This is a genomic window from Crossiella cryophila, from assembly GCF_014204915.1.
GTDB classification, from domain to species: domain Bacteria; phylum Actinomycetota; class Actinomycetes; order Mycobacteriales; family Pseudonocardiaceae; genus Crossiella; species Crossiella cryophila.
In genome coordinates, this window is sequence record NZ_JACHMH010000001.1 from 9,046,585 (window position 1) to 9,071,082 (window position 24,498).

Annotated in this window: 26 protein-coding genes; 15 read left to right on the forward strand and 11 right to left on the reverse strand. The window is 71.0% G+C overall.

Translation table 11 applies throughout. From position 1 onward, the window contains the following. Positions 1–40: 40 nt before the first annotated feature. The 3 genes from HNR67_RS38700 (at position 41) to HNR67_RS38710 (ending at position 3,287) form a co-directional block, all read left to right on the forward strand. The gene (locus HNR67_RS38700) at positions 41–766 is read left to right on the forward strand and encodes a response regulator transcription factor (protein ID WP_185008252.1); all 726 of its coding nucleotides are present in this window, start codon (positions 41–43) and stop codon (positions 764–766) included. Beyond that, on the forward strand, positions 763–2,208 hold the full coding sequence (locus tag HNR67_RS38705) for a sensor histidine kinase (RefSeq protein WP_185008254.1): 1,446 nt from the start codon (positions 763–765) through the stop codon (positions 2,206–2,208). The genes HNR67_RS38700 and HNR67_RS38705 overlap by 4 nt, the downstream gene beginning before the upstream one ends. Before the next feature lie 140 nt (positions 2,209–2,348). Then, positions 2,349–3,287, forward strand: a complete 939-nt coding sequence (locus tag HNR67_RS38710; protein ID WP_185008256.1) for a serine/threonine-protein kinase — start codon at positions 2,349–2,351, stop codon at positions 3,285–3,287. Between the two features lie 174 nt (positions 3,288–3,461). On the opposite strand, the gene HNR67_RS38715 is transcribed toward HNR67_RS38710, so the two are convergent. After that, the gene (locus tag HNR67_RS38715) at positions 3,462–4,943 is read right to left on the reverse strand and encodes a peptide ABC transporter substrate-binding protein (RefSeq protein ID WP_185008258.1); all 1,482 of its coding nucleotides are present in this window, start codon (positions 4,941–4,943) and stop codon (positions 3,462–3,464) included. A 96-nt stretch (positions 4,944–5,039) separates the two neighbouring features. Here HNR67_RS38715 and HNR67_RS38720 point away from each other — a divergent pair, with 96 nt between their 5' ends. Genes HNR67_RS38720 through HNR67_RS38730 form a run of 3 tightly spaced genes read left to right on the forward strand, consistent with a single transcriptional unit; the run spans position 5,040 to position 8,813 of the window. Next, complete coding sequence (locus HNR67_RS38720) at positions 5,040–6,413, forward strand: LVIVD repeat-containing protein (protein ID WP_246492694.1); 1,374 nt, start codon at positions 5,040–5,042, stop codon at positions 6,411–6,413. A 30-nt stretch (positions 6,414–6,443) separates the two neighbouring features. Beyond that, positions 6,444–7,979 (forward strand): hypothetical protein, encoded by a 1,536-nt coding sequence (locus HNR67_RS38725; protein WP_185008260.1) that lies wholly within the window; start codon positions 6,444–6,446, stop codon positions 7,977–7,979. After that, entirely contained in the window at positions 7,980–8,813 is an 834-nt protein-coding gene (locus tag HNR67_RS38730) for a class I SAM-dependent methyltransferase (RefSeq protein WP_185008262.1), read from the forward strand. Here the strand turns inward: HNR67_RS38730 and HNR67_RS38735 are convergent. The 5 genes from HNR67_RS38735 to HNR67_RS38755 all read right to left on the reverse strand — a co-directional run bounded on the left by HNR67_RS38735 (position 8,810) and on the right by HNR67_RS38755 (position 11,659). Beyond that, complete coding sequence (locus tag HNR67_RS38735; protein WP_185008264.1) at positions 8,810–9,415, reverse strand: vitamin K epoxide reductase family protein; 606 nt, start codon at positions 9,413–9,415, stop codon at positions 8,810–8,812. The two genes, HNR67_RS38730 and HNR67_RS38735, sit on opposite strands and share 4 nt — an antisense overlap. After that, on the reverse strand, positions 9,412–10,089 hold the full coding sequence (locus HNR67_RS38740) for a DsbA family protein (RefSeq protein WP_185008266.1): 678 nt from the start codon (positions 10,087–10,089) through the stop codon (positions 9,412–9,414). The genes HNR67_RS38735 and HNR67_RS38740 overlap by 4 nt, the downstream gene beginning before the upstream one ends. A gap of 95 nt (positions 10,090–10,184) precedes the next feature. After that, the gene (locus tag HNR67_RS38745; RefSeq protein WP_185008268.1) at positions 10,185–10,577 is read right to left on the reverse strand and encodes a hypothetical protein; all 393 of its coding nucleotides are present in this window, start codon (positions 10,575–10,577) and stop codon (positions 10,185–10,187) included. 10 nt (positions 10,578–10,587) lie between these two features. After that, positions 10,588–10,890, reverse strand: coding sequence for a hypothetical protein (locus tag HNR67_RS38750; protein WP_185008270.1), 303 nt, complete (start codon positions 10,888–10,890; stop codon positions 10,588–10,590). A gap of 52 nt (positions 10,891–10,942) precedes the next feature. Continuing rightward, the gene (locus HNR67_RS38755; RefSeq protein ID WP_185008272.1) at positions 10,943–11,659 is read right to left on the reverse strand and encodes a GntR family transcriptional regulator; all 717 of its coding nucleotides are present in this window, start codon (positions 11,657–11,659) and stop codon (positions 10,943–10,945) included. A gap of 36 nt (positions 11,660–11,695) precedes the next feature. Here HNR67_RS38755 and HNR67_RS38760 point away from each other — a divergent pair, with 36 nt between their 5' ends. Then, the gene (locus HNR67_RS38760; protein ID WP_185008273.1) at positions 11,696–12,109 is read left to right on the forward strand and encodes a VOC family protein; all 414 of its coding nucleotides are present in this window, start codon (positions 11,696–11,698) and stop codon (positions 12,107–12,109) included. 64 nt (positions 12,110–12,173) lie between these two features. On the opposite strand, the gene HNR67_RS38765 is transcribed toward HNR67_RS38760, so the two are convergent. Further along, positions 12,174–12,689, reverse strand: coding sequence for a hypothetical protein (locus tag HNR67_RS38765; protein ID WP_185008275.1), 516 nt, complete (start codon positions 12,687–12,689; stop codon positions 12,174–12,176). Positions 12,690–12,815: 126 nt separating this feature from the next. On the opposite strand from HNR67_RS38765, the gene HNR67_RS38770 reads away from it, so the two are divergent. From HNR67_RS38770 to HNR67_RS38790, 5 genes are all read left to right on the forward strand, one after another. After that, on the forward strand, positions 12,816–13,826 hold the full coding sequence (locus HNR67_RS38770) for an LCP family protein (RefSeq protein ID WP_185008277.1): 1,011 nt from the start codon (positions 12,816–12,818) through the stop codon (positions 13,824–13,826). 121 nt (positions 13,827–13,947) lie between these two features. Then, complete coding sequence (locus HNR67_RS38775) at positions 13,948–14,850, forward strand: ABC transporter ATP-binding protein (protein WP_185008279.1); 903 nt, start codon at positions 13,948–13,950, stop codon at positions 14,848–14,850. A 27-nt stretch (positions 14,851–14,877) separates the two neighbouring features. Further along, positions 14,878–15,603: an ABC transporter permease gene (locus HNR67_RS38780; RefSeq protein ID WP_185008282.1), complete on the forward strand. Its 726-nt coding sequence runs from the start codon at positions 14,878–14,880 to the stop codon at positions 15,601–15,603. Next, positions 15,594–16,883: a sensor histidine kinase gene (locus HNR67_RS38785; RefSeq protein WP_185008284.1), complete on the forward strand. Its 1,290-nt coding sequence runs from the start codon at positions 15,594–15,596 to the stop codon at positions 16,881–16,883. Before HNR67_RS38780 ends, HNR67_RS38785 begins: the two co-directional genes overlap by 10 nt. Continuing rightward, positions 16,880–17,503 carry a response regulator gene (locus HNR67_RS38790; RefSeq protein WP_185008286.1) on the forward strand — a complete coding sequence of 208 codons (624 nt, stop codon included), beginning with the start codon at positions 16,880–16,882 and terminating at the stop codon, positions 17,501–17,503. The genes HNR67_RS38785 and HNR67_RS38790 overlap by 4 nt, the downstream gene beginning before the upstream one ends. Before the next feature lie 27 nt (positions 17,504–17,530). Here HNR67_RS38790 and HNR67_RS38795 read toward each other — a convergent pair whose 3' ends face one another. Then, positions 17,531–17,695 (reverse strand): hypothetical protein, encoded by a 165-nt coding sequence (locus HNR67_RS38795; RefSeq protein ID WP_185011822.1) that lies wholly within the window; start codon positions 17,693–17,695, stop codon positions 17,531–17,533. Positions 17,696–17,795: 100 nt separating this feature from the next. On the opposite strand from HNR67_RS38795, the gene HNR67_RS38800 reads away from it, so the two are divergent. After that, positions 17,796–19,445 (forward strand): bifunctional 3'-5' exonuclease/DNA polymerase, encoded by a 1,650-nt coding sequence (locus HNR67_RS38800; protein ID WP_185008288.1) that lies wholly within the window; start codon positions 17,796–17,798, stop codon positions 19,443–19,445. A 221-nt stretch (positions 19,446–19,666) separates the two neighbouring features. Here HNR67_RS38800 and HNR67_RS38805 read toward each other — a convergent pair whose 3' ends face one another. Further along, the gene (locus HNR67_RS38805) at positions 19,667–20,464 is read right to left on the reverse strand and encodes an MBL fold metallo-hydrolase (protein WP_185008290.1); all 798 of its coding nucleotides are present in this window, start codon (positions 20,462–20,464) and stop codon (positions 19,667–19,669) included. Positions 20,465–20,536: 72 nt separating this feature from the next. Here HNR67_RS38805 and HNR67_RS38810 point away from each other — a divergent pair, with 72 nt between their 5' ends. After that, positions 20,537–21,127, forward strand: coding sequence for a dihydrofolate reductase family protein (locus tag HNR67_RS38810; RefSeq protein ID WP_185008292.1), 591 nt, complete (start codon positions 20,537–20,539; stop codon positions 21,125–21,127). A 42-nt stretch (positions 21,128–21,169) separates the two neighbouring features. Further along, positions 21,170–21,766, forward strand: coding sequence for a carbonic anhydrase family protein (locus HNR67_RS38815; RefSeq protein ID WP_185008293.1), 597 nt, complete (start codon positions 21,170–21,172; stop codon positions 21,764–21,766). On the opposite strand, the gene HNR67_RS46545 is transcribed toward HNR67_RS38815, so the two are convergent. Then, positions 21,763–22,692 (reverse strand): AEC family transporter, encoded by a 930-nt coding sequence (locus tag HNR67_RS46545; RefSeq protein WP_185008296.1) that lies wholly within the window; start codon positions 22,690–22,692, stop codon positions 21,763–21,765. The genes HNR67_RS38815 and HNR67_RS46545 overlap by 4 nt on opposite strands. A gap of 77 nt (positions 22,693–22,769) precedes the next feature. Further along, positions 22,770–24,347: a S8 family peptidase gene (locus tag HNR67_RS38825; RefSeq protein WP_221490197.1), complete on the reverse strand. Its 1,578-nt coding sequence runs from the start codon at positions 24,345–24,347 to the stop codon at positions 22,770–22,772. Positions 24,348–24,498: the final 151 nt, after the last annotated feature.

Sequence of the window (24,498 nt, forward strand, 5' to 3'; positions counted from 1 at the left end):
TCCCAGGCAACTCCCAGGTTGGGCGGGAAGACTGAGTGGTGTGGACGCCGCTGACTCCTCCCGCCCGGCCAGGGTGCTCGTCGTCGACGACGAGCCCAACATCCTGGAGCTGCTCTCGGCCGCGTTGCGGCTGAGCGGGTTCGAGGTGCACGCCGCGGACACCGGGGCCAGGGCGCTGACGGTGGCGCGCGAGGTGGTGCCGGACATCGTGATCCTGGACGTGATGCTGCCCGATCAGGATGGGTTCACCCTGGCCAGGCGGTTGCGGGCGGCACAGGAACAACTGCCGGTGCTGTTCCTGACCGCGCGGGACGGGGTGGCCGACCGGATCGCCGGGCTCACCGCGGGCGGCGATGACTACGTGACCAAACCGTTCAGCCTGGAGGAGGTCGTGCTGCGGTTGCGGGCGATCCTGCGGCGCACCAGGGCGGTGGCCGAACCGGCCGGGGTGAGCGGGAAACTGCGTTACGCCGATGTGGAGCTGGACGAGGACGCGCACGAGGTGCGCCGGTCCGGCACGCTGATCACGTTGTCCCCCACCGAGTTCAACCTGCTCCGCTACCTGATCACCAACGCGGAGAAGGTGGTCAGCAAGGCGCAGATCCTGGACCGGGTGTGGAGCTACGACTTCGACGGGGACGGCCGGATCGTCGAGTCCTACATCAGCTACCTGCGACGCAAACTGGACTTCTGCGATCCACCTCTGATCCACACCATCCGCGGCGTCGGCTACACCCTGCGGATGCCCAGGTCCGGCGCGCGATGAGGCGGCCGCTGACCCTGCGCACCCGGTTGCTGGTGACGCTGCTGTTGCTGTCCGGACTGGGACTGGCGGTGGTCGCGGTGACCAGTCAGCTGCTGCTCGCCCGCTCCTTGATGTCCAAAGTGGACGAACAGTTGCAGGGGCTGGCCCGGCCGTTCAGCAACGACCGCCCGCCGCCGCGCAACCGCCCGCAGGACGGCAGGCCGGACCGGCAGCTGCCCACCGACGCCAGGGTGCTGTTCTTCAGCCCGGGTGGCGATCTGCGGGACAGCCTGGGCAGCCTGCCCGGCGACGCCAGTGGACCCGAGCTGAACCGCGCCGAGTTGCGCGGCCGGACCGACCGGCCGTTCGTGGTGCCGGACAAGGCGGGCGGCAGCGACTGGCGGGTGCGGGCGATGGTGATCCCCAACGGGGACATCGTGGTCACCGCGCATTCGCTGGCCGGGCTGGAGGCCACGCTCAACCAGCTGCTGGTGATCGAACTGGTGGTCGGCGTGCTGGTGCTGGGGCTGATGGCCGCGGCGGCGACCGCGGTGGTGCGCATCGGGTTGCGGCCGTTGAACCGGATCGAGCAGACCGCGCAGGGCATCGCGGGCGGGGAGATCGACCGGCGGGTGCCGGACAGCGATCCGCGCACCGAGACCGGGCGGCTGGGCGCGGCGCTGAACGTGATGCTCGGACGGCTGGGCGACGCGCTGCGCGAACGCGAGCAGTCCGAGGGCAGGCTGCGGTTGTTCGTCGGGGACGCCTCGCACGAGCTGCGCACCCCGCTGACCTCGATCCGCGGCTTCGCCGAGCTGTACCGCAAGGGCGGCGCGCCGGAACGCGCGGACGTGGACCGGATCATGAGCCGGATCGAGGCCGAGGCCAGCCGGATGGGCCTGCTGGTCGACGACCTGTTGCTGCTCGCCCAGCTCGACCAGCAGCGGCACTTCGACTTCGCCGAGCAGGACCTGCTGGTGCTGGCCGGGGACGCCGCGCACGACGCCCGCGCGCACGATCCCGACCGCAAGGTCACCCTGGTGGCCAAGGACGGTCCGGTGCGGGTGCTCGGTGATGAGTACCGGCTGCGCCAGGTGCTGGCCAACCTGGTGACCAACGCGCTGCGGCACACCCCGCCGGGCACCCCGGTGCGGATCACCCTGACCAGGGAATCCGCCGCGGCGCAACGATCCGCGCCGGCGGCGGCGGCCGGGACCGCGCCGCCGACCGGGGGCGAGGTGGCGGTGCTGGAGGTGGCCGACGACGGGCCGGGCATCCCGCCGGAGCACGCGCCGCACGTCTTCGACCGCTTCTACCGGGCCGATCCGGGGCGGAGCCGGGCCAACGGCGGTTCCGGGCTGGGGCTGGCGATCACCGCGGCGATCGTGCACGCGCACGGCGGGCGGGTCGAGCTGCACACCGGGCAGGGCTCCCGATTCCGGGTGCTGCTGCCACTCGCCTGAATACCTACTGGCAAAAATTAACCCGTCCGGGAAAATGCCATCAGGTGATCCCATTACCAGCAGTATTCGATTTCCGACTTTTCGCAAATTGCGACTAGACTCGGACGCGCTGTCTCCGCTTTGAGAAAGCGAGCCCTCGCGTGAACTACCTGCTCGCCGACCGCTATCGGCTCGACGGTGAGCTGGGCCGGGGCGGGATGAGCGTGGTCTGGTACGGATTCGACACCGTGCTGGAGCGCGAGGTCGCGATCAAGGAACTGCGCACCCCGCCGGACTGGTCCGCCGCCACCGCCGCCGCCCACCACGAGCGCATCCGCCGGGAGGCCACCAGCGCCGCCCGGCTGGATCACCCGAACGTGGTTCGGGTGCACGATCTGGTGAGTGCGGACGGTAGGCCGTGGATTGTCATGGAACAAATTCCGAGTCGATCACTGCAACAGGTGGTCGACGAGGACGGCGCATTGCCGCCGATGCTGGTCGCCCGGATCGGACTGGCGGTGGTGGAGGCACTCGACAACGCGCACCACCGCGGGATTCTGCACCGGGACGTGAAACCGGCGAACATCCTGATCGCCGACGACGGGCAGATCTTCCTGACCGATTTCGGGGTGGCCCGGCTGACCGAGGCGGAAACCGCGGCCACCACCGGCGCACTGCACGGCTCCCCCGGCTACATCGCGCCGGAGCGGCTGAAGGGCCAGCTCCCCCGGCCCGCCTCGGACTTCTGGTCGCTGGGCGCGACGCTGTTCACGGCGGTGGAGGGCAGATCGCCGTACACGCGGGAAACCGCGGCCGCCACGCTGACCGCGACGATCACCGCGGAACCGCCGACCACCTCGAAGGCCGGGGTGCTGGGGCCGGTGGTCTCGGCCCTGCTGCGGCGCAATCCGGTGGACCGGCCGGGGCCGGACCAGTTGCGCGAGCAGCTCGGCCGGATCATGGCCGGACGGGCGGGCTCGCCGCCCCCGCCGAAGCCGACCACCGCGCCGCCGCCCCGACGCACCAGCCTGGTGTTCGCGGGCATGACCATGCTGGCGCTGAGCGTGGCCATCCTGGTGTACCTGTCGCTGACCCCCTGACTCCGTCGGAGTGTTGGCCGTTCCGGTACGGGGTGTTGGCCGTTCTGGTACAGGGTTTTGGCCGCTTCGGTACGGCCCGGCCGAGGCTGGGGCGCGACGCTGGGTGGCCCTGCGTACAACAAGTGCCAACCCGGCGTACGAGAACGGCGAACACCCGGGCGGGGTGGGCGAGGGTCAGGCGGCGCGGATGGCCGCCAGGCGGAGGCCGGTGACGGGGTCCGGGGTGACGTCTGACAGCCGGGTGGACCAGTACAGGTGACCGTGCGGCGACCACAGCGGGGCCAGCGGCAGCTCGCGCAGCGCGATGTTCTCCGCCAGCCGCAGCTCCCGGTCGGCCGCCGCCGAGGTGTCCGCGCCGGCCAGGAGTTCGGCGAAGGTCGGGTGGGTGAAGCCCACCCGCGCGGCCAGGGTGGCCAGCAGGGCGGTCGGGTGGGGGTAGGTGGCGCGGGCGGTGAGCAGGTAGGGGCCGTCGAAGCGGCGGTGTTCGAGCCGGTCGGCGTACTCGGCGGCGGGCAGGCCCTTGGTGGTGATGGCCTCGGCGTTGAGGGACAGCCGGAGCTGGGCGGCCAGGGGTTCGATCCAGGTGCGGTGGTCGGTGTCCTGGTCGAAGTACACGGTGAGGTTCTTGGGCAGTTCGCTCTGCCTGGCCAGCAACGCCGCGGCCTGGACGTCGTGGTTGCAGGGGCGGCAGGCGGAGTCCTTGCGGTCCGCGCCCAGGGCCGAGGGCAGCAGGGCGGTGGCCGGGGTGACCCGGTGCGCGAGCGGGCCGGTGGCCAGGGCCTCGCGGTCGATGGCCATGGACAGGGCGTGCCTGCGGGCCGGGTCGGCGTACCCGGGTCCGGCCGGGAAGGCCAGGTAGGTGGTCTCCGGTTGCGGCCAGGTGCTGCTGCGGTTGGCGAACTGGCTGGTCAGCTTGCCGTGTTCGGCGGCGGGGATCTCGGTGGCCAGGTCGATGCCGCCGGCGACGAGCTGGTTGTACTGGGTTTCCGCGGTGGCCACCACGACCTTGATCGACTCGGATTTGGCCTTGGTGGCGCCGGCGTAGGCCGGGTTGGCGGTCAGCCGGATGCCCTGGGACCACTGGCCTTCGGCGCGGTAGGGGCCGTTGCCGATCAGGGTGGTCCAGTCCCGGCGGGTCAGGGCCTGCTCGGACAGCGGCGCGAGCAGGCTGCTGGTGAGCGCGACCGGGAAGTGCCGCTGGGCGGCGGCCAGGGAGACCTCCAGGGTGAGGTCGTCCGGGGTGCCCACCTCCTGGACCTGGAGCTGATCGAGGAGTCCGGCGGCGGCCCAGCGCTGTTGCCGGGCCATCGCCCAGGTCTGGGCGTAGGCGCGGGCGGTGACCGGGGTGTTGTCGTGGAAGCGCCAACCCGGGCGCAGCCGGATCGTCCACCGACGTTGGTCGGGACTCTCCACCTTCTCCGCGGCCGCCGGGACCGGGGCCGCCGCCGGGTCGTCCAGGGTCATCAGCGGTGTCCACAGCGCGCCGACCAGCAGCTTCCCTGGCTGGTCCACGGCCTGTCCGGGCAGCAGCGCGGCGGGTTCGGTGACCGCGACGGTGAAGGCACCTGGCTGGGCGGGCGCCGGGGCCTCCGGGGTGGTGCAGGCGGTCAGACCGCTGATCGCCAGGGCCATCAGCAGGGCGTTGCGGCGGCGCATCCGGGCTTCCTCCTTCTGGGGGCGGACAGGTCGATGCCTTGTCCCCCACGGCATCCCAGCCTAGGTTGTTCCTGGCCGAACGATCGGGAGGGCGTTATGGCTCGGGTAGGGAAGCGGTCCGGGATCGTCGCGATGATCACCGCGCTGGCGCTGGCGGCCACCGCGCTGCCGGCGTGGGCCTGTGACGAGGAGCAACCGGAGTTCCAGGCGCCCGCCGCCGCCTCCGGGCACGCGCACGGCAAGAGCGGCAAGGACACCGGCGCGGTCAAGAACGTCGAACTGGTCGGCTCGGTGCCGGGCGCGCAGGGCGCGATCGCGCTGGACTTCCTGCAGTACGGCCGCCAGGACGTGCTGCTGGTCTCCGGGCAGTTCGGGCTGAAGTCCTACGACATCAGCAAGGACCCGGCCAAGCCGGTGCAGATCGGCGAGCTGTCCATGCCCGGCCTGTGGGAGACCGAGGACACCGAGGTCGACCCCAAGCGCAAGCTGGTCTTCCTGGCCAGGGACCCCAGGGCCTTCGGCGGCAACGTGCAGACCGGCAAGTCCGGCGTGTACATCGTCGACGCCAAGGACCCGGCCAAGCTCACCGTGCTCAGCTTCGTCGAGTTGCCCGCCGGGCACACCACGAGCTGCATCGAGGACTGCCGCTACCTGTGGACCGGCGGCCCGGCCAAGGCCGCGGACATGCCAGCCGACTGGGGCGGGCGCCCGGTGTGGGTGACCGACATCCGGGATCCGCGCAACCCCAAGGTCTTCGCCAAGCCCATCGACACCGGCCGCAACGACGGCAAGACCGACTACGTGCACGACGTCCAGGTCGACGCCACCGGCATCGCCTGGGCCGCCGGCCGGGGCGGCGTGCGCGGGTACCGGACCAGCGGCTGGCACTGGGACCCGGTGGCCAACCGGATCCGCAAGGCCACCCCGTGGGACCCGATCCCCTACGCCGGCGGCGGCATCGACGAGCTGGCCGCGGCCTCCAAGTTCATGCACAACAGCTACCGCCAGGTCGGCAGGCGGGCCGGGGACGGCGCGAACCCGTGGCACTACGGCGGCGGCGACCTGCTCTTCGCCACCGAGGAGGCGTTCAACCCCGGCTGCGCCGCCGACGGCGTGCTGGTGATCTCCTCGCTCAAGGGCTCCTACGGCGGCGAGGGCTGGCGCTCCTCCAAGGAGAAACCGTTCCGGCTCAACACCGTCGGCACCTGGAGCGTGGCCGGTCAGGAGGGCAGCAACCCGGACAGCGGGGACTGCTCGGCGCACTACTTCGACATCCGCGGCAACATCCTGGTGCAGTCCTTCTACGCCCAGGGCACCCGGTTCATCGACGTCAGCGACCCGACCAACCCGACACAGGTCGGCTACTTCCGACCGGTGGACGCCGCGTCGTGGGAACCTGCGTGGCACCGCGGCCTGACCTACGTGGCGGACAACAAGCGCGGCATCGACATCCTCAAGCTCACGAAGTAGTCCGGCCGGCCTGAGAACCTGGGGGAGACAATGACGATTCCCGAGTCGCCACGCGGTATCGACCGACGGCACCTGCTCACCGGACTGGGCGCGCTGGGCGCGGCCGCCATGGTGGGCGTGGGCACCGGCACCGCGGCCGCCGCCGAGGCCACCCCGGCGGAGACCGCGCTGGCCGAGGCGGCCGGGATCACCCCGATGGACCTGCGGTTCCGGATCGCCGAGCAGTTCCGGCCGTTCGCGCTGCTGGCTCCCGGGTTCGAGCAGTACGACACGGCCGCGCCGCCACTGCCCAGGACCAGCGGGGACTTCCTGGTGCGCACCGGGATCAGCCCGCGCGCGCCGTTCGCCTCGGTGCTGGTCGAGGTCAACGAGCTGGCCCCGGGCGCGTCGGTGGTGGCCGGGCTGGCCGCCAACTCGGCCAACCGGGTGCTGGCCCGCTACGACGCGGCCGCGGGCACCGCCAGCATCGAGGTCACCGTCAACGGCACCACCACCGTGGTGAAGTCGGTGGCGGCGAGGTTGCGGGCGCCGTTCCGGTTCGCCTTCGTGGTCAACGAGAACGCGGTCACCGCCCTGCACGACAGCACCGGCACCGGCACCGGCTGGGCGCCGCTGGTCAGCGAGCGCGACGGCGTGTCGGCCAAGCTGGACCTGCGCCGCCCGGCCACCCTGGGCACCTACGCCTACGCCTACGGCGCGGGCGGCGACGGTTCGGTGGTGCTGGGCCGGGTGCAGGCGGGCTACTTCGGGCAGGCCGGGCTGCGGGACCTGCACGCGGTGCAGACCCCGGACGGGAAACCCCTGGTCCGCAACGGAAAGCTGTACCTGACCGCGACCTGCGCCGGGCTGGGCTTCTTCCAGCAGGCGCACTGGGGTGTGTGGACCCTGGACCTGAAGGACCCGAGCCGGATCACCCAGGTCGCGCAGCTGTACTTCAGCCGCGAGGACGGCGTGATCGTCGGCGACCACGCCGGGCAGATCGTGCTGGACGGCGACGAGTTCATCGTGGCGATGAGTTCCTGGGGCGATTTCGCCTTCCGCGGCGTGCACATCCGGCACCTGCGGACCAGGGCGAACGTGCTGGCCGGGGTGCACGTGCTGCCCACCCAGCGGCTCACCGTGCCCACCAACGTCAGCTCATGGGACCCGTCCATCACCAAGATCGACGGCCGCTGGCACGTCGGCTTCGTGGAAAGCCCCAGCCAGACCCCGTTCAACTTCCACCCGGCACTGGCCGTGGCCCCGCGCGGCGCCGACTACCACGAACGCCTCACCCTGCGCGGCCGCGACGCGACCGTGCGGGAGTGCGAGGGCACCATCCTGCAGCGCGTCGGCGGCCAGTGGTACCTGCTGGCCAGCGACGGGATCGGGCGGCAGTACCGGGTCTACGACCTGGACGTGAAGTTCCTCGGCACCCTGGACGCGCCGTACAAGACCAACATCCCGCACCCGCAGATCGTGCCGGTCGGCAAGAACTGGCTGCTGATCACCTTCGACGGCACCCAGTACGCCGACCCGGTGCTGGGCTACGGCGGGCACGGCGATGTGATCATCATGCGGGCCTAGGTGCCCGGCGAGTCCTGGCGGTGGGACCCCTCGCTGTACGCGGGCAGTGCGGCGTACTACGCGAGGGGCCGACTCCCCTACCCCGAGGCCCTCGCCGACGCACTCACGGCTGAGCTGGGCCTGGACGGATCCGGGCGGCTGCTCGACATCGGCTGCGGGCCAGGCTCGCTGACCTTGTTGCTGGCCAACCGGTTCGAGCAGGCGATCGGCATCGACGCGGACGCGGACATGGTCTCGGCGGCACGCGGGCACGCCGCCGAAGCCGGGATCGCCAACACCCGGTGGCACTGCCTGCGTGCCGAGGAACTACCGGCCGGGCTGGGCGAATTCCGGCTGATCACCTTCGCCCAGTCCTTCCACTGGCTGGACCGCCCGCGGGTGGCCGCGGCGGCCCTCGGCATGCTGACCGCCGACGGCGCCTGCGCGCACGTGCACGCCACCACCCACCAGGGCCGCGCCGACGGCCCGGCACTGCCCTTCCCCCGGCCCCCGCACCAGGAGATCGCCGCTCTCGTGCGCGACCACCTCGGCGAGGTGCGGCGGGCGGGCCAGGGCAGCCTGCCGAGGGGCACCGCCGGTGGCGAGGACCTGGTCTACCGGGCGGCCGGGTTCCGCGGACCGCGGCGGATCGAGCTGCCGGGCCGGGTGGTCACCCGGCGAGCTGACGACCTCGTCGCCGCGGTCTTCTCGCTGTCCAGCTCGGCCCCGCACCTGTTCGGCGACCGGCGCGCGGAGTTCGAGGCCGATCTCCGGCGACTGCTCCGCGCGGCCGGTCCGGACGGGATCTTCAGCGAGCACACCCACCCGGTCGCGGTGGACCTCTGGCTGCCCTAGAACACAGTGATCCAGTAATCCCAGAACGCCTGCAACACCCCCGCCAGAATCAGCGCGAACCAGCCCGTGAGGACCACCGTGTGAAAGGTGACCAGGCCCCGCCGCACCCCGGCCGGGCAAGGCAGATGCCCGTGATGCAGGTTGTGCAGCGTGACGTAGAGGAAGATCGGGATCGTCACCGCCCACACCACCAGGCAGTACGGGCACAGCGCGCCGATCCGGTACAGGCTCTGGAAAATCAGCCAGTGCGTGAACACGACGCCGAAGGTGACCCCGGCCTGCACGCCCAGCCAGAACCAGCGGCGGAACCGGGCGCCCGCCAGCAATGCCATGCCGATGGTGGTGATCGCGGCGAACCCGGCCACGCCGAGCAGTGGGTTGGGGAAGCCGAAGACCTCGGCCTGGGCGGTGCGCATCACCGAACCGCAGCTCAGGATCGGGTCGATGCTGCAACTGGGCACGTAGTCCGGATCGCGCAGCAGCACGATCTTCTCCACGGTCAGCACGAAGGCCGCGGCCAGGCCGAGCAGGCCGCCGGTGATCAGCAGCCAGGGCAGCAGGCGGAGCGGGAACGGGGCCCGCTCCGCCACTGCGGTGCTCACTTCGCCAGTGCCGCGTCGATGGCGGACTTCAGGCCCTCGTAGCTGGGGCGGCCGGTGTACTGGGCGCCGTTGACGAAGAAGGTCGGGGTGCCGCGCACGCCGAGGGTGGTGCCGTCGGCGCGGTCGGCGAGCACCCGGGCCTGGGTGGCCGGGTCGTCCAGGTCGCGCTCGAAGGTGGGCAGGTCAAGGCCGATCCGGCGGGCGAGGTCGAGGAAGGCGCCGCGCTGGTCGGTCTGCTGCTCGCCCCACTGCGCCTGGGTCTCGTAGAGGCCCTGGTACATCGGCTCCAGCTTGCCCTGCTTGCTCGCCGCCTCCACCGCACGGGCGGCGAGTTCGGCGTTGCGGTGACTGGGAATCGGGAAGTAGCGCAGCACGAAGGTGACCTTGCCCGCGTACTCCGCGCGCAGCCGCTCCACGCCGGGGTAGGCCGCGCGGCATGCCTCGCACTCCAGGTCGAGGAACTCCACCACGGTGACCTTGCCGTCGGGCGCGGTGGAGAGCTTGTGGCTGTTGGGCCGGACGAGCACCTCGGCGGGTGCGGTGGACGGTGTGCCCGCCGGAGCGGGCTGGGCGGCCGGGGCCGGGGTGTTGGGGCGGTTGAACACGAACAGGGCGGTGACCACCGCGGCGACGACCGCGATGACGACGAGCGAGATCCTGGCATTGGCAGACATGGGTGTCCCTCGGTTCTGGGTGCGTGCGGGTGGGCGCGAACGCGCGCGGGCGCACGAGGCCGGCGGGACCTCGTGGCGGATGCGGGCGGATCGGCCTACGTGCGCAGCACGCAGAGCAGGGCGAGGCTGGGCGCGGGGCGGTGTCGCCCGGTGGGCGGGCGTGGGGCGCGGAGCTGGGCGAGCACGGTGGTCACCGTCCGCGGGCCGGGCAGCGCGGCCAGCACGAGCAGCACCGCCACCAGCAACGCCAGGCAGGCGCCGAGCAGGTCGGCCGGGTGGTCAGGGCCGTGCTGCGGCGCGGCCTGGCCGGGCGCGCAGTTGTCGGCGACCAGCAACGCGACCGAGTACAGCGAATGGCAGCCCGCGGTGTGCGGATCGTCGGCGTGCCCGGACTCCTGGGTCAGGAGCAGGCCGACCAGCAGGCCGAGGACGGCGAGAGCCCGCGCGAGACCCGCTCGCGTGCAGTTCCCTCGCCGTCCGCCGAACACGCCGCTCAGGCTACTGGAGCGAGCAGGGCGCCCACTGCGCTCCGCCCGGACAAGCGTCGAACTGCTCCGGCGTCACCCCGAACGGCTGTGGCTGGTCCACGAGTCGCCGACTCCCGGGCTCGAGCCGGAGGTAGACCTTCAACGGCTCCGGCTCCGACCTGGTGGCCGGGGCCGCGATCAGCTGCCCGGCAACGGGTTCGGTCACCTTGACCCCGCCCGCCACCGCCACGCCCAGCGGCACGATCAGCGATAGCGCGGCCGCCCCCGCCGTCAGCAGACCCCAGCACCCCGGATAGCTCCGCTGCAGTGCCAACGTTGATCTCCCCTCGAATGGCAACAGTCTTTCCCTAAAGCATGTTGGCAGGCTACCGGGAACTGTTACAGAACGTCGCTGATAGCCGGTCGTAGGCAAGCCGCAGGTGCGCCACGAACAACTCGGTGCTGTGCCCGGGATCCCCCGCGCGCAACGCCGCCACCAGCGACCGGTGCTCGCCGGGGACCTGACGGCGGTAGTCGGTGCTGATCGCGATCCGGCTGAGCAGGAACAGGATGATCTGGGCGCGGATGGCCGACCATGCCTGGTTCAGCCGGTCGTGGCGGGTGGCGGCGTAGACCGTGTCGTGGAACTCCAGGTCAAGGCGCAGCAGTTCGTGCTCGGTGCCCGCGGTGTGCATCCGGTCCACGATCGCGTCCAGGGCGGTCAGGTCGGCCGGGGTGGCGTGGGCGTGGAAGCGGGCCACCGCCAGGCGTTCCAGGGCCTCGCGCAGGGTGTACAGCTCCTCGGCGTCCTCGGCGGACAGGGTGGTGACGGTGGCGCCGCGGTGCCACTGGGTGCGGACCAGGCCCTCGCGTTCCAGCTTGGCCAGCGCCTCCCGGATCGGACCCCGGCTGACCTCCAGGCGGGCGGCCAGGTCGACCTCGCGCAGGGGCGCGCCGGGCGGGAAGGCGCCGTCGAAGATCGCGGCGCGGATGCGGTCGGCGACCTCGTCGGCCAGGCCGCGGCGGTCGGCGGGACGCAGCGGCGTGGTGTCGGTCACCTTGGCCTCCAGCAGCAGGTCGGCAGATTGTCTGAATGTTAACATTCTGCCGTCCTGAGTGACCCTGTTTGAGGAGTGCGCATGTCCGTGCCTCGATTCCACCTGGCGATCCCGGTCGACGACCTCGGCGCCGCGCGGCGGTTCTACGGCGAGGTGCTGGGCTGCCCGCAGGGGCGGTCCGCGGACAGCTGGGTGGACTGGAACTTCTACGGCCACCAGCTGGTCACCCACCTCGCCCCGCGCAACCCGGACGCGCACAACCCGGTGGACGGGCACGACGTGCCGGTGCCGCACTTCGGGCTGCTGCTGGGCACCGTGCAGTTCGACGAACTGGCCGAACGGCTGCGCGCGGCGGGCACCGTGTTCGTGATCGAGCCCTACCTGCGCTTCGCCGGGGAGAAGGGCGAGCAGTGGACCATGTTCCTGCGCGACCCGGCCGGGAACGCGTTGGAGTTCAAGGCTTTCGCCGATGACGACCAGGTGTTCGCGGTCTGACCCGGAGGGGGGTGGGCCAGACCGCGAACTTCAGGCGTGGCGCTGGGCGCCGACGGCACGACGGTCAGCGTCGCGCCACGCCGGGCTGGTCCTCGATCGCCGGGCTCACCACCGGTCCGGGCGAGGAGCTGGTGCCAGGGGTGACGGTGACCTGCCCCTGCGCGGGCACCGGCGGGTAACCCTGACCCGCGTTCTGCTGGGCGTGCCGTTCCTCGATCCGCTCGTTCATCTCATCGGCCATCAGCTGCTCGCGCTGGCGGGCCCTGATCCGGTTCAGGATCGCCATGGTCACCCCGTGCATGAGGCCGAGCAGCAGCAACACGATGCCCAGCTTGGTGATCACGGTCTGCACCATGCCGCCGACCTGGACCTCCATCGTTGAGATGATCATGAACAGGCCCAGCACGACCAGGTGGAACAGCACCGCGACCAGCCGGGCCATGGACGCGGCCGCCTCCTGGTCCCGGTAGCCCTGCTGGAGGTAGGCCTTCCCGCTGCGCAGGATGAGCTGGCCGTCGACGAGCACCAGGATCACCCCGAGCACCAGGAACGCGACATACCCGTTGAGGTTCTCGTCCACCTGACTCACCTTCTCGACGTCTGGACCAGCGCGTGTTGGTCTGTTCCCCGGGTACCCGCTGGGCACACACGGTGAAACACCGGTGCCGCCGGGTCACTGACCGCCGGAAATGCGTATGGTGACGTCGTGTCTGGTCATTACTACCGGGAGGCCACGCCGGTGCAGGCGAAACCGCGCCGCAAACGGCGCTGGGGCCGAATCGTGCTCATCGTGCTGCTGGTCCTGCTCATCGGACTGGTCGCCTTCTGGTTCTACCTCGACTCCAAGCTGAACCGGATCAACGCGCTCAAGGACTACCCCGGCAGGCCGGCGGACACCCCAGGCACCAACTGGCTGGTGGTCGGCTCGGACAGCCGCGAGGGACTGTCCGAGGAGGACCGCGAGGAGCTGGCCACCGGTGGCGCTGCGGGCAAGCGGACCGACACCATGATGCTGCTGCACATCCCCGACGGCTCCGGACCGTCCACTTTGGTCTCATTGCCTCGGGACTCCTTTGTGGACATCCCAGGCAAGAAGAAGCAGAAGCTCAACGCCGCCTTCGCCCTCGGCGGGGCGGAACTGCTGGTGCGCACGGTGGAGACCAACACCGGGATCCACATCGACCACTACGCCGAGATCGGCTTCGGCGGGTTCGTGCACATCGTCGACGCGGTCGGCGGGGTGGACATGTGCATCGACAAGCCGATGAAGGACCCCAAAGCAGGCCTCGACCTGCAGGCCGGCTGCCAGGAACTCGACGGCGCGCAGGCACTGGGTTACGTGCGCACCAGGGCCACCCCCCGGGCCGACCTGGACCGGATCGCGCGGCAGCGGCAGTTCCTCTCCGCGCTGGTGGACAAGGCGACCGGGTTCACCACGATCATCAACCCGTTCCGGGCGATCCCGTTGGCCAACAACACCGTGGAGACGCTGACCGTCAACGAGGGCGACCACCTGCACAACCTGACCGGGCTGGCCTGGGCGATGCGCGGGGCGGCCGACGGCGGGCTGGTGACCACCACGGTGCCGCTGGGCGCCAGCCGCAGCGTGGCGGGCGTGGGCTCGGTGGTGCAGTGGGATCCGGCCAGGTCCAAGCGGTTCTTCGACGCGCTCAAGAACGACACCCCACTGCCCCAGGACCTGATCACCTCGGGCTGACATCAACCGATCGGCTGATGCCGGTCATCAACCGCTCCACCTGCCACCTGGACGATCCGCGAACATCGCCGTCCGCCGCAAGCTGTGTTCCGACAACGGAACTAGCGAGAGGCGGGCGGCGATGCCGGTTATCGAGGTGGCCAACCTGCACAAGCGCTACCGCGAGCACACCGCGGTGGCCGATGTGTCCTTCACCGTGGAACGCGGTGAGATCTTCGGGATCCTGGGCCCCAACGGCGCGGGCAAGACCACCACGGTCGAATGCGTCACCGGGTTGCGCGAACGGGACGGCGGCACGGTCCGGGTGCTCGGCGAGGACCCCGCGCACGGCAGCCTGGCGCTGCGGGCCGCCCTGGGGGTGCAGCTCCAGCAGGGCCGGTTGCCGGACAAGATCACCGTCTGGGAGGCACTGGACCTCTACGCCTCCTTCTACCCGGAACCCGCCAGCCCACAGCGGCTGATCGAGGAGTGGGGGCTGCGGGAGAAGCGGAACACCGCCTTCCGCAAGCTCTCCGGCGGGCAGAAACAGCGACTGCTGATCGCGCTGGCCCTCATCGGCAACCCGAAGATCGCGGTGCTGGACGAGCTGACCACCGGCCTGGACCCGCAGGCCCGCCGGGACACCTGGGAACTGGTGGAACGGGTGCGGGACAACGGGGTCACGGTGCTGCTGGTCACCCACTTCATGGCCGAGGCGGAACGACTCTGCGACCGGATCGCGGTGATCGACCAGGGCCGGGTGGTCGCCCTGGACACCCCGGGCGGCCTGGTCGCCAGCGTGCGCGCGGAGGTACGGATCCGGTTCCGGCCCTCGATCCCGCTGCCGCCAGGGTTCCTGGAATCGCTGCCGGATGTGTCCGGAGTGGACCGGAGCGGATCGGTGATCACGGTGCGCGGCACGGGAAACCTGCTGCACACGGTGACCGCGACGCTGGCCAGGGCCGGGATCGTGGCCGAGGACCTGCGCCTGGACCAGACCGGCCTGGACGACGCCTTCGTGGCACTCACCGGCACCGAACGCTGAGCCCGACTCTCCACAAAGGACACTGACATGCACGTGCTGCGCAAGCTCTTCGTCGTCGAACTCAAGCTGCTGCTGCGGGAACCCGCCGCCTGGCTGCTGGTGCTGATGCTGCCGCTGGCCCTGGTCACCATGTTCGGCCTGACGGCCAGCCCGCGGACCAACACCAACCCGATCGTCACCTACTTCCCGGCCATGGCGCTCTCCCTCGGCGTGGCCCAGCTCGCGCTGACCCTGCTGCCCGGCGCGCTGGCGACCTACCGGGAGAACGGCATACTCCGTCGTATGGCCTCCACCCCGGTGCACCCGAGCAGGCTGCTGGGCGCGCAGCTCGCGGTCAGCCTGCTGATGGCGCTGACCGCGCTGGCCATGGTGCTCGTGGTCGGCTCGTTCGTTCTCGGCTTCCCGCTGCCCAAGGAGCCGCTGGGCTTCGCGCTGGCCTTCCTGCTCGGCACCGGCGCGCTGTTCGCGGTCGGGCTCTGCGTGGCCGCGGTGGCGCCCAGCGGCCGGGTGGCCAGTGGGATCGGCGCCGGGGTGTTCTTCCTGTTGATCATCTTCGGCGGGGTGTTCATGCCTGCCGAGGTGACCCCGAAGTTCATGACCACCATCGGCTCCTACCTGCCGATCGGGGCGTCCATGCAGGCCATGCGGGCCAGCTGGGCCGGGGAGTGGCCGGACACGCTGCCGCTGGTGGCGATGGCCGGGCTGATCGTGGTCTTCGGCGCCGTGGCCGCGCGGACGTTCCGATGGGAGTGATCCAGGAGCTGCACGGGCGGCCGGACGCGCCTGCCAGGTGGGTGCACCTGGCCTGGGTGTACGGCACGCTCGCGCTGTCCAGTTCCCTGGTGTGGGTCACCGGCGGCTGGCCTGCCGGGACCGAGCTGACCGTGTTGCTGGTGCTGCTGGGGCTGGCCGTGTTGTGGCTGCCCTGGCTGCCGGACCTGGTCGCGGAGAACCGGCGGGACGGCCGGTTCTGGATCCCGGCCGAGCGGCAGACCGGCAGGCGGCGGTGGCTGGCGATCGGCTACTACGCGGTGCTGGTGGCCATCGGCGGCAGCCTGCTGGCGGTGGACCCGCAGTACGCCGCGTTCGCCTCGGTGGCCTACCCGTCCGCCTTCCTGCTGTTCCCGGCCCGCGGGGCGATGGTCGGGGTCGGGGTGACCGCGGTGGTCAACCTGGCGGCGCAGACCGACTGGCTGACCGAGCACGTCCAGCCGTACTCGGCGCTGCTGGGGCTGTTGCTGCCGCTGGCCTTCGGCGGCTGGGTGATCGGCAGGGAGAGCGAGCGGCGGCGCGCCATGGTGACCGAGCTGACCGCGGCCAACGCGGCACTGCGGGAGACCATGGCGGAGAACGCCGGGCTGCACGCCCAGTTGCTGACCCAGGCCAGGGAGGCCGGGGTGCGGGAGGAGCGGCAGCGGATGGCGCGGGAGATCCACGACACCCTCGCGCAGGGGCTGACCGGGATCATCACCCAGCTCAACGCGGCCGACCGGGTGCCGGGCGAGGCGGAGCGGCGGGAGCACCTGGACCGGGTGCGGACGCTGGCCGCGGACAGCCTGGCCGAGGCGCGCCGGTCGGTGCGGGCGCTGCGGCCGGAGGCGCTGACCGACTCGCCGCTGCCGGAGGCGCTGGCCGAGCTGACCGCGAAATGGGCCGCCGCCAACGGGATCACCCCGGAGCTGGCGGTCACCGGTGATCCGGACCGGCTGGCCACCGGGGTGGAGGTGGTGCTGTTCCGGGTGGCGCAGGAGGCGCTGACCAACGTGGCCAAGCACGCCAAGGCGAGCAGGGTCGGCGTGACACTGTCCTATGAGGACGATGTGGTGCTGCTGGACGTGGTCGACGACGGGGTGGGCATCCAGCCGCGCACCGGCTGCGCGCCGGGGGTGGAGGGCTACGGTCTCGGCGTGATGCGGCAGCGGGTGCGCGGGGTGGGCGGCACGCTGGAGATCGAGAGCGGTCCGGGCCAGGGCACCGCGGTGGCCGCCGCGGTGCCGGCGATCCCGTTCGAGGCCGGGGAAGGCGAGGCATGAGCCGGATCAGGTTGCTGATCGTGGACGACCACCCGATCGTGCGGAACGGGCTGGCCGTGGCCTTCGGCGCGGAACCGGACATCGAGGTGGTCGGCGAGGCGGCCAACGGCCTGGAGGCGGTCGAGCTGGCCGCGCGGGTGGCCGCGGACGTGGTGCTGATGGACCTGCGGATGCCGGAGCTGGACGGGGTGCGGGCGATCCGGCGGCTGCGCGAGCAGCACCCGGAGCTGCGGGTGCTGGTGCTGACCACCTTCGACACCGATTCGGACGTGCTGCCCGCGATCGAGGCCGGGGCCACCGGCTACCTGCTCAAGGACGCCCCGCCGGAGGAGCTGCTCAAGGCGGTGCGGGCGGCCAGCCGCGGTGAGTCGGTGCTGGCGCCGACGGTGGCCGGGCGGTTGATCGGTCAGGTGCGCAAGCCGGCCCGAGGGGCGCTGAGCAAGCGCGAGCTGGAGGTGTTGACGCTGGTCGCGGGCGGGGCCACCAACCGGGAGGCGGCGCGCAGGCTGTTCATCAGCGAGGCCAGCATCAAGACGCATCTGCTGCACATCTACGCGAAACTGGACGTGCGGGACCGCGCGGCCGCGGTCGGGGAGGCGTACCGGCGGGGCCTGTTGTAGGCCCCGCCGACGCGAGCCAGCTCCGGATCAGTCCTCGTCATCCGGCCGGGCGTGGTCCGCGATGCCCGGATTCGGGTCGCGGGACAGGTCGATCAGCGGATGCCGCGGCGCCCCCTCCGGCAGCGCGTGATCCGGCTTGCCCGGGTTCGGATCCCGGGACAGATCGATCAAAGGTCGTTCGTCCGCACTCATGTTCCCTCCTCAGAAACTCCCTCTGCATGGGTGCGCCCGACACGCTACCCATGGCTCGTCCACACAGGATTGTCGGTGCCATCGCGCAGAATCGCTCGTGATGCGTATCGCGGTGGTGACCAGCCCCAACGGGGAGGCGAGACTGCGCGAGCTGGCCGAGGACGGGCAGCCCGTGAGCGAGGTCACGTCCACCACTGCCCTTGCGGGCACCATGGCGGCGCTGGAACAGGCCCATCACCCGCGCTGGGTGCTCGCGAGCAGTGCCGAGTTGTACCCGCAGCTGCTGCGGGCCGGGGTGCGGCTGGAGCGGTGCCATGACCTGGAGCTGACCGAGTCGCTGCTGTCGGGGTACGCGGGCCGGTGGGGGGAGCCGAGGGGGCTGGCGGCGGCGTACGCGCGGCAGGCCGGGTTGCCGGTGCTGCCGGATCCGCCGGTGCGGCCGCGGGATGAGCACCCGGTGTTGTTCGAGACGGCGCGCAACGATCTGGTGGATCTGGATCCACTCGACGCGGTGATCGCGGTGCACCGGGATCAGCAGGCCCGGATCGCGGAGCTGCCGCAGCCAGGACGGTTCCGGTTGCTGGTGGCGGCGGAGTCGGCGGGTGGGCTGGCTGCGGTGGAGCTGGGGCATGTGGGGGTGCCCTGGCGGGTGGACATCCACGACGCGCTGCTGACGGAGTTGCTGGGGCCGCGGCCGCCGCTGGGGGCCACGCCGCCCCGGCTGGTGGAGCTGACCGAGCAGATCATCGAGGCGTTCGGCGGGCGGCGGTTCCATCCGGATTCGCCTGCCGAGGTGCTGCGGGCGTTCGCCAAGGCGGGGTTCTCGTTGCCGTCCACGCGGTCCTGGGTGATCAAGGGGGTTGATCACCCGGGGGTGCCGTTGTTGTTGGAGTACAAGGAGCTTTACCGGATCTACACCGCGCACGGGTGGTCGTGGTTGTCGGCCTGGGTGCGGGGTGGGCGGTTCCGGGCGGAGTGGGTGGCGGGGGGTGTGGTCTCCGGGCGGTGGGCGACCCGGGGCGGGGGTGCGTTGCAGATCCCGAAGACGGTGCGGCGGGCGGTGGTCGCCGATCCGGGGTGGTCGCTGGTGGTCGCCGACGCGAGTCAGTTGGAGCCGCGGGTGCTGGCCGCGCTGGCCGGGGATCAGCGGTTGGCGGCGGCCGGGGCCAGTGGGGATCTGTACTCGGCGCTGGCGGATGAGGCTTTTGGCGGGGACCGGGATCGGGCGAAGATCGGGATGCTGGGGGTGATGTACGGGCAGACCTCGGGCGGGGCCGGGGAGTTGCTGGCGGCGTTGCGGAAGCGGTATCCGGCGGCGATCGAGTATGTGGAGCGGGCGGCTCGGGCCGGGGAGTTGGGTGGGCTGGTCCGGTCGCATCTGGGGCGGACCTGTCCGCCGCCGGGGAGTGAGTGGCAGGGGATCGTGGAGGACGCGGAGACCGAGACCAGCCAGGCCCGGCAGGCTCGGGCCCGGGGGCGGTTCACCCGGAATTTCGTGGTGCAGGCAACGGCTTCCGAGTGGGCGCTGGCGTTGCTGGCCTGCTTGCGGACCAGCCTGCCCGCTCCGGCGGAGCTGGTGTTCTTCCAGCACGACGAGGTGATCGTGCACTGCCCGAGCGAGCTGGCCGAGGCGGTGGTCGAGGTGGTCCGGGATGCGGCGGAGCGGGCTACCCGGTTGCTGTTCGGGGACACACCGGTCCGATTTCCGTTGAGCGCGGCGGTCGTCGGGTGTTACGGAGATGCCAAGTAGGCGGGCTCAAGACCGTCCCCGTACCACAACGGCCAACATGCCGTACGAAAACGGCCAACACTCGGTACGACAACGGCCAACACGCGCGGAGGTCGGAACTTCGCCCGGCGTGTTGGCCGTTCTTGTACGGAGTGTTGGCCGTTGTGGTACGCCGTGTTGGCCGTTGTGGGACGGGGGTTGCGGGTGGAAGCCTTGTGTGGCAAGGGGTTTCGTGGGGTGGGTCAGGGTTCTTGGGTGTAGGCGAGGTAGCGGGCTGCTGAGCGTTGGACGATTTCGTGGGCGTTGGTTTCGATCTTCGAGTCCCACCAGGCGCCGTAGATCGTGTTGAACGACAAGGGCTTGAGGAGTTCCGCGGCGCGGCGGACCACGGCCGGGCGTTCGGGGATCAGGTTGGGGTAGCTGTACATGAAGGCCACGTGGGTCCGGTCCGGGATCACCTGGACGATGTCGCCGGTCAGCAGGGTTTGGCCGCGATGCAGGACCGTGCCGCCGGCGAAGTGGACGCCCAGGTTGATGAGGGTCACCTCGTCCAGGAGGGTCTTGTGGGTGCCGGACCAGAGGTGGATGCCGGGGTCTGGGCGGCCGATCCACTGGGCGTCGTTCTCGTGCAGGTGGATGGGGGCGTCGAAGGTGTGGGACCACTCGACCATGGTGGTGTAGTAGTGCGGGTGGCTGATGGCGATGGCGTGCAGGCCGCCCTGGTCGTTGATCTCGGTGATGATCTCGTCGGTCAGGTAGGCGGTGCAGTCCCAGAGGATGTTGCCGTTGGGGGTGTTCACCAGCAGGGCTCGTTGGCCGATGGCGAAGCGGGGGTTGGTGCCGATACCGGTGAGGCCGGGGCCTTCGGGTTCGATGCGGGCCGAGAGGGCCGGGTCTGCGCGCAGGTCCTCGAAGGTGGTCCATTGCTGGCCGGTGCTGGGGACGTACTGACGTTCGTCGGTGCAGATGGGGCAGTCCGGGCGGGGCGCCGCGTATTGGGTGCCGCAGGTCCGGCAGATGGGGCGGGTGTGGCTGGCCATAGGGTTTCCTCCCAGTGCGCCGGGTCTGGCCCGGCATACCGGACACGCTAATCGGCGGGGCTGGGAGTTGGTGTGGGACGGGTCATCGCGGAGATCACCGTGTCGGTGGACGGGTTCGTCGCCGGGCCGGAGGTGAGCGCGGCGCAGCCGATGGGCCTGCACGGGCTGCGGTTGCACCACTGGCTGGGGTTCGGCGACACGCCACCCAGTGCCGCGGACCTGGAGGTCGCCGGGCGGATGTTCGCCAACACCGGGGCGTTCGTGCTGGGGCGGCGGCTCTTCGACGTGGGGATCGGGAAGTGGGGTGGGGACGGAGCCTGGCAGCGGCCTTGTTTCGTGCTCACCAATCGCGAGCGGAGCGATCACATCCAGGGCGTCACGCGGTTCATGTTCGTCACCGACGGGGTGCGGCGGGCGGTGGATCGGGCGCGGGCCGCGGCCGGTGGGCGGGATGTGGTGGTGGCCGGTGGGGCGCAGGTGATCCGGGCGGCCATGCACGCGGGGCTGGTCGAGGAGTTGCGGTTGCACGTGGCGCCGGTGTTGCTGGGGGCGGGGACCTCGCTGTTCGACCAGGGGCCGCGGCTGGAGCTGGAGCCGGTGCTGGTGGAGAGCAGCGCCGCGGTGACCCACGTGACCTATCGGGTGCCGCTCCCGACCGGGTGATTGTGCGGGCGAGGCGGGCCCCGGCGTCGGTAGCTTCACCTCATGGGAGATCAGCAGTCGCCGATCAGCCTGGGGGGCGCGGTGTCCGCGCCGGGGCTGCGGGACCGGGTGCGGGTGGAGTGGGCCGAGGGCGAGCAGGCATTCTCGGTCAGCAAGCAGGAGCACGGGTACCGGTTCGCGCCCGCGGCGGACAACACCGTGCTGCTGGACGGGCGGGCGTTCCGGATGGTGAACGTGCACTTCCACCGGCCGGTGGAGCACTGGCTGGACGGGGTGCCGGCCGGGCCGCACATCGCCGAGCTGCACGCGGTGCACGTGCGCGCCGAGCAGGATCTCCGGGTGTGCGCGGTGGCGATCTTCCTCGATCTGGGCGCCGAGGAGCCGGGGGTGCCGGTGGAGGTGCCGCCGTTCGCCTTCGACCTGGCCGCGTTGTTGCCGCCGGGGCGGGATTTCTACCGGTACGAGGGGTCGTTGACCACGCCGGGGTACGACGAGACGGTGAGCTGGGTGGTGTACCCGGAGCCGGTCGCGGTGGGTGATGACCGGTTGCGCGGGTTCATCCGGGCGCACGCGGACAGCGCACGGGCGCAGCAGCCGCGGAATCGGCGGTTCGTGTTGTGGTCCGGGGAGTGTGGCTAGGCGAGCAGGTAGGCGACCAGGGTCAGGCTGGCCATCGAGAGCAGGGTGGTCAGCAGGATCGCGTCCCGGGCCAGCGCGCCGGCCCGGAGTTCGTACTGGCTGGCGAAGACGAAGGCGTTCTGCGCGGTGGGCAGCGCGGCGAAGAGCACCGCGGCCAGCAGCGGCGGGCCGGTGAGGCCGAAGGCGAAGTGGCCGACCAGGAAGCAGACCAGGGGCTGCAGCACGATCTTGAGCAGCACCACCAGCAGCACCTCGCTCCGGCGGGGCAGGTCCGCTGACTGGCCGCGGCCGAACAGGGACATGCCCAGCACCAGCAGCGCGAGTGGCACGCCCGCGGCGCCCAGCAGGTCCAGGGGCTGGGCGAGCAGGGGCGGGATCTGCCAGCCCAGGGCGGCCATGGCCAGACCGCCCGCGGCGCCCAGGATCACCGGGTTGCGGACCGGGAGCAGCAGGACCCGGCGGAAGCGGCCGGTGCCGCCGGTGTTGAGGTCGGTGTCGATCAGGGTGAGCACCGTCGGCATGACGACCAGCAGCTGGAACATCAGCGCGGCCACCACGAAACTCGGGTCGCCGAGCACGGTGATGGCCACCGGGATGCCCAGGTTGGCCGCGTTCACATAGGCCGAGGACATGCCGCCGATGGCCTGATCGGCCAGCCTGCGGTGGAACAGCCAGCGGCTGGCGGCCAGGCCGATCGCGCCGACCAGGACCGTGCTCACCGCGAAGGCCAGGATCGAGGTGCTGGCCAGGCCCTTGAGCGAGACCCGGCTCAGCGTGGTGAACAGCACCGCGGGCATCGCCAGGTAGAAGACCACCCTGGTCAGCGCGCGTTCGGCGGCCAGGCCGAACAGGTTCGTCCGGCGCACCAGGTAACCCACCCCGGTCAGTGCCCAGATCGGCACGAAACCAGCGACAACGGTGGGCACCCGGTGAAGCTAACCCGGCTGACGCCGGTGTGGCGGCGGTTGAGATTCACCCAACACGCCGCCACCCCGGGGGTTCGTCAGAGCTTGATGGTCCAGGTCAGGATGGTGCCGGTGTCGGCACGGGCCACGTCCTGCACCCGCAGCTTCCACACGCCGTTCTTGGCCTTGCCCGCGGCGTTCGCGGTGAAGGAGCCCACCACGTCGTCCGCGCTGTCCGAACCGCTGGAGTTCTTCAGCCGGTACGGGGTGCCGTCCGGAGCCAGCAGGTCGACCACCAGGTCACCACGCCAGGTGTGCTTGATGTTGACGTCCACGGTCACGTTGCCCGCGTTGCCCGCGCAGTTGGCCACGGTCACCGGGCTCTCCACGGTGGCCAGGTCCGGCACCGGGATGTCGGTGTCGTTGGTGACGGTGCAGGTGGGCGGCGGCACGGTGCCGCCCTCACCCACGAACAGCAGCTTGTTCGGCGAGCCGGTGCCAGGACCGATCACCTTGTCCGGGGTGGCCGCGTTGACCATGGCGTCCCGCACCTGCTGCGGGGTGAAGGCCGGGTTGGCCTGCAGGATCAGCGCCGCCGCACCCGCGACGTGCGGGGCGGCCATCGAGGTGCCGGAGATGGTCCGGGTGATGGTGTCGTTGTCCTTCCACGCCGAGGTGATGTTCACCCCTGGCGCGAAGATGTCGACGCAGGTGCCGAAGTTGGAGAAGGTCGCCTTGTTGTCGTTGATGTCGGTGGCGCCGACGGTGATGGCCTCCTGGGTCCGCGCCGGGGACACCGTGCAGGCGTCCAGCGGGCGGCCGAAGGGGTCGCCGTTGCCAGCCGCGAGCGCGAAGGTCACGCCCTTGGCGATACCGCCGCGGACCGCGGCGTCGACGGCGTCACTGGCTCCGCCGCCCAGGCTCATGTTGGCGGCGGCCGGCTTGACCGCGTTGTTGGCCACCCAGTTGATACCGGCGATGACCTGCTCGTAGGTGCCAGAGCCCTGGCAGTTCAGCACGCGGACCGCGACCAGCTTGGCGGCCTTGGCCACGCCGTGCGCGGTGCCACCCACGGTGCCCGCGACGTGCGTGCCGTGCCCCTGGCAGTCATCGGCGTTGGTGTCGTTGTCGATGAAGTCGTAACCGGAGACCGCCCGGCCGCCGAAGTCCTGGTGCGTCACCCGGATACCGGTGTCGATGACGTGGACGCTCACCCCGGCGCCGTCAACCGGATACGTATACGACTGATTCAGCGGGAGGGACCGCTGGTCGATTCGGTCGAGTCCCCAGGATGGCGGATTCGGCTGGGTTCCGGAAATACTCACCGTGCGGTTCTGCTCGACAAATGCGACGTTCGGGTCAGCCGCCAGACGCCGCGCCTGCGATTCCCCGGCGGTCACCGAGAAACCACGGAGGGCGGTGTCATAGGTTCGTCCGACCTTTGCGCCATAGGTGCTCGCGAGGTCACTCGCGACCGTGGCGACCGAGGTTGCCCTGACCTCGGCGCTGTCCTTCAGCACGACGATGAAGCTGTTGGGCACAGCGCCCTCACCACCCGCGTTGCGGATGGCGGCCTCCGGCGCGGCGACGGCAGGCAGGGCGGCCATGGCGGTGGTGGCAGCGGCCAGCAGCGTTACCGCCACCGCCTTGCCCCGCCAGTCCCGTGTTCCACTCATCGAATAATTCCTCTCCCGCAGAGCTGCCGGACGGCACCTGTTGGCACCACCGGGCAGGGTTGGCTCTAGTGCAGAACGGAAGTGAGGCACGCTCGCGCGAACGTAAGGGCGGACTCTATTCACTGTTTGCACTCACGTACAGCCGTGGACA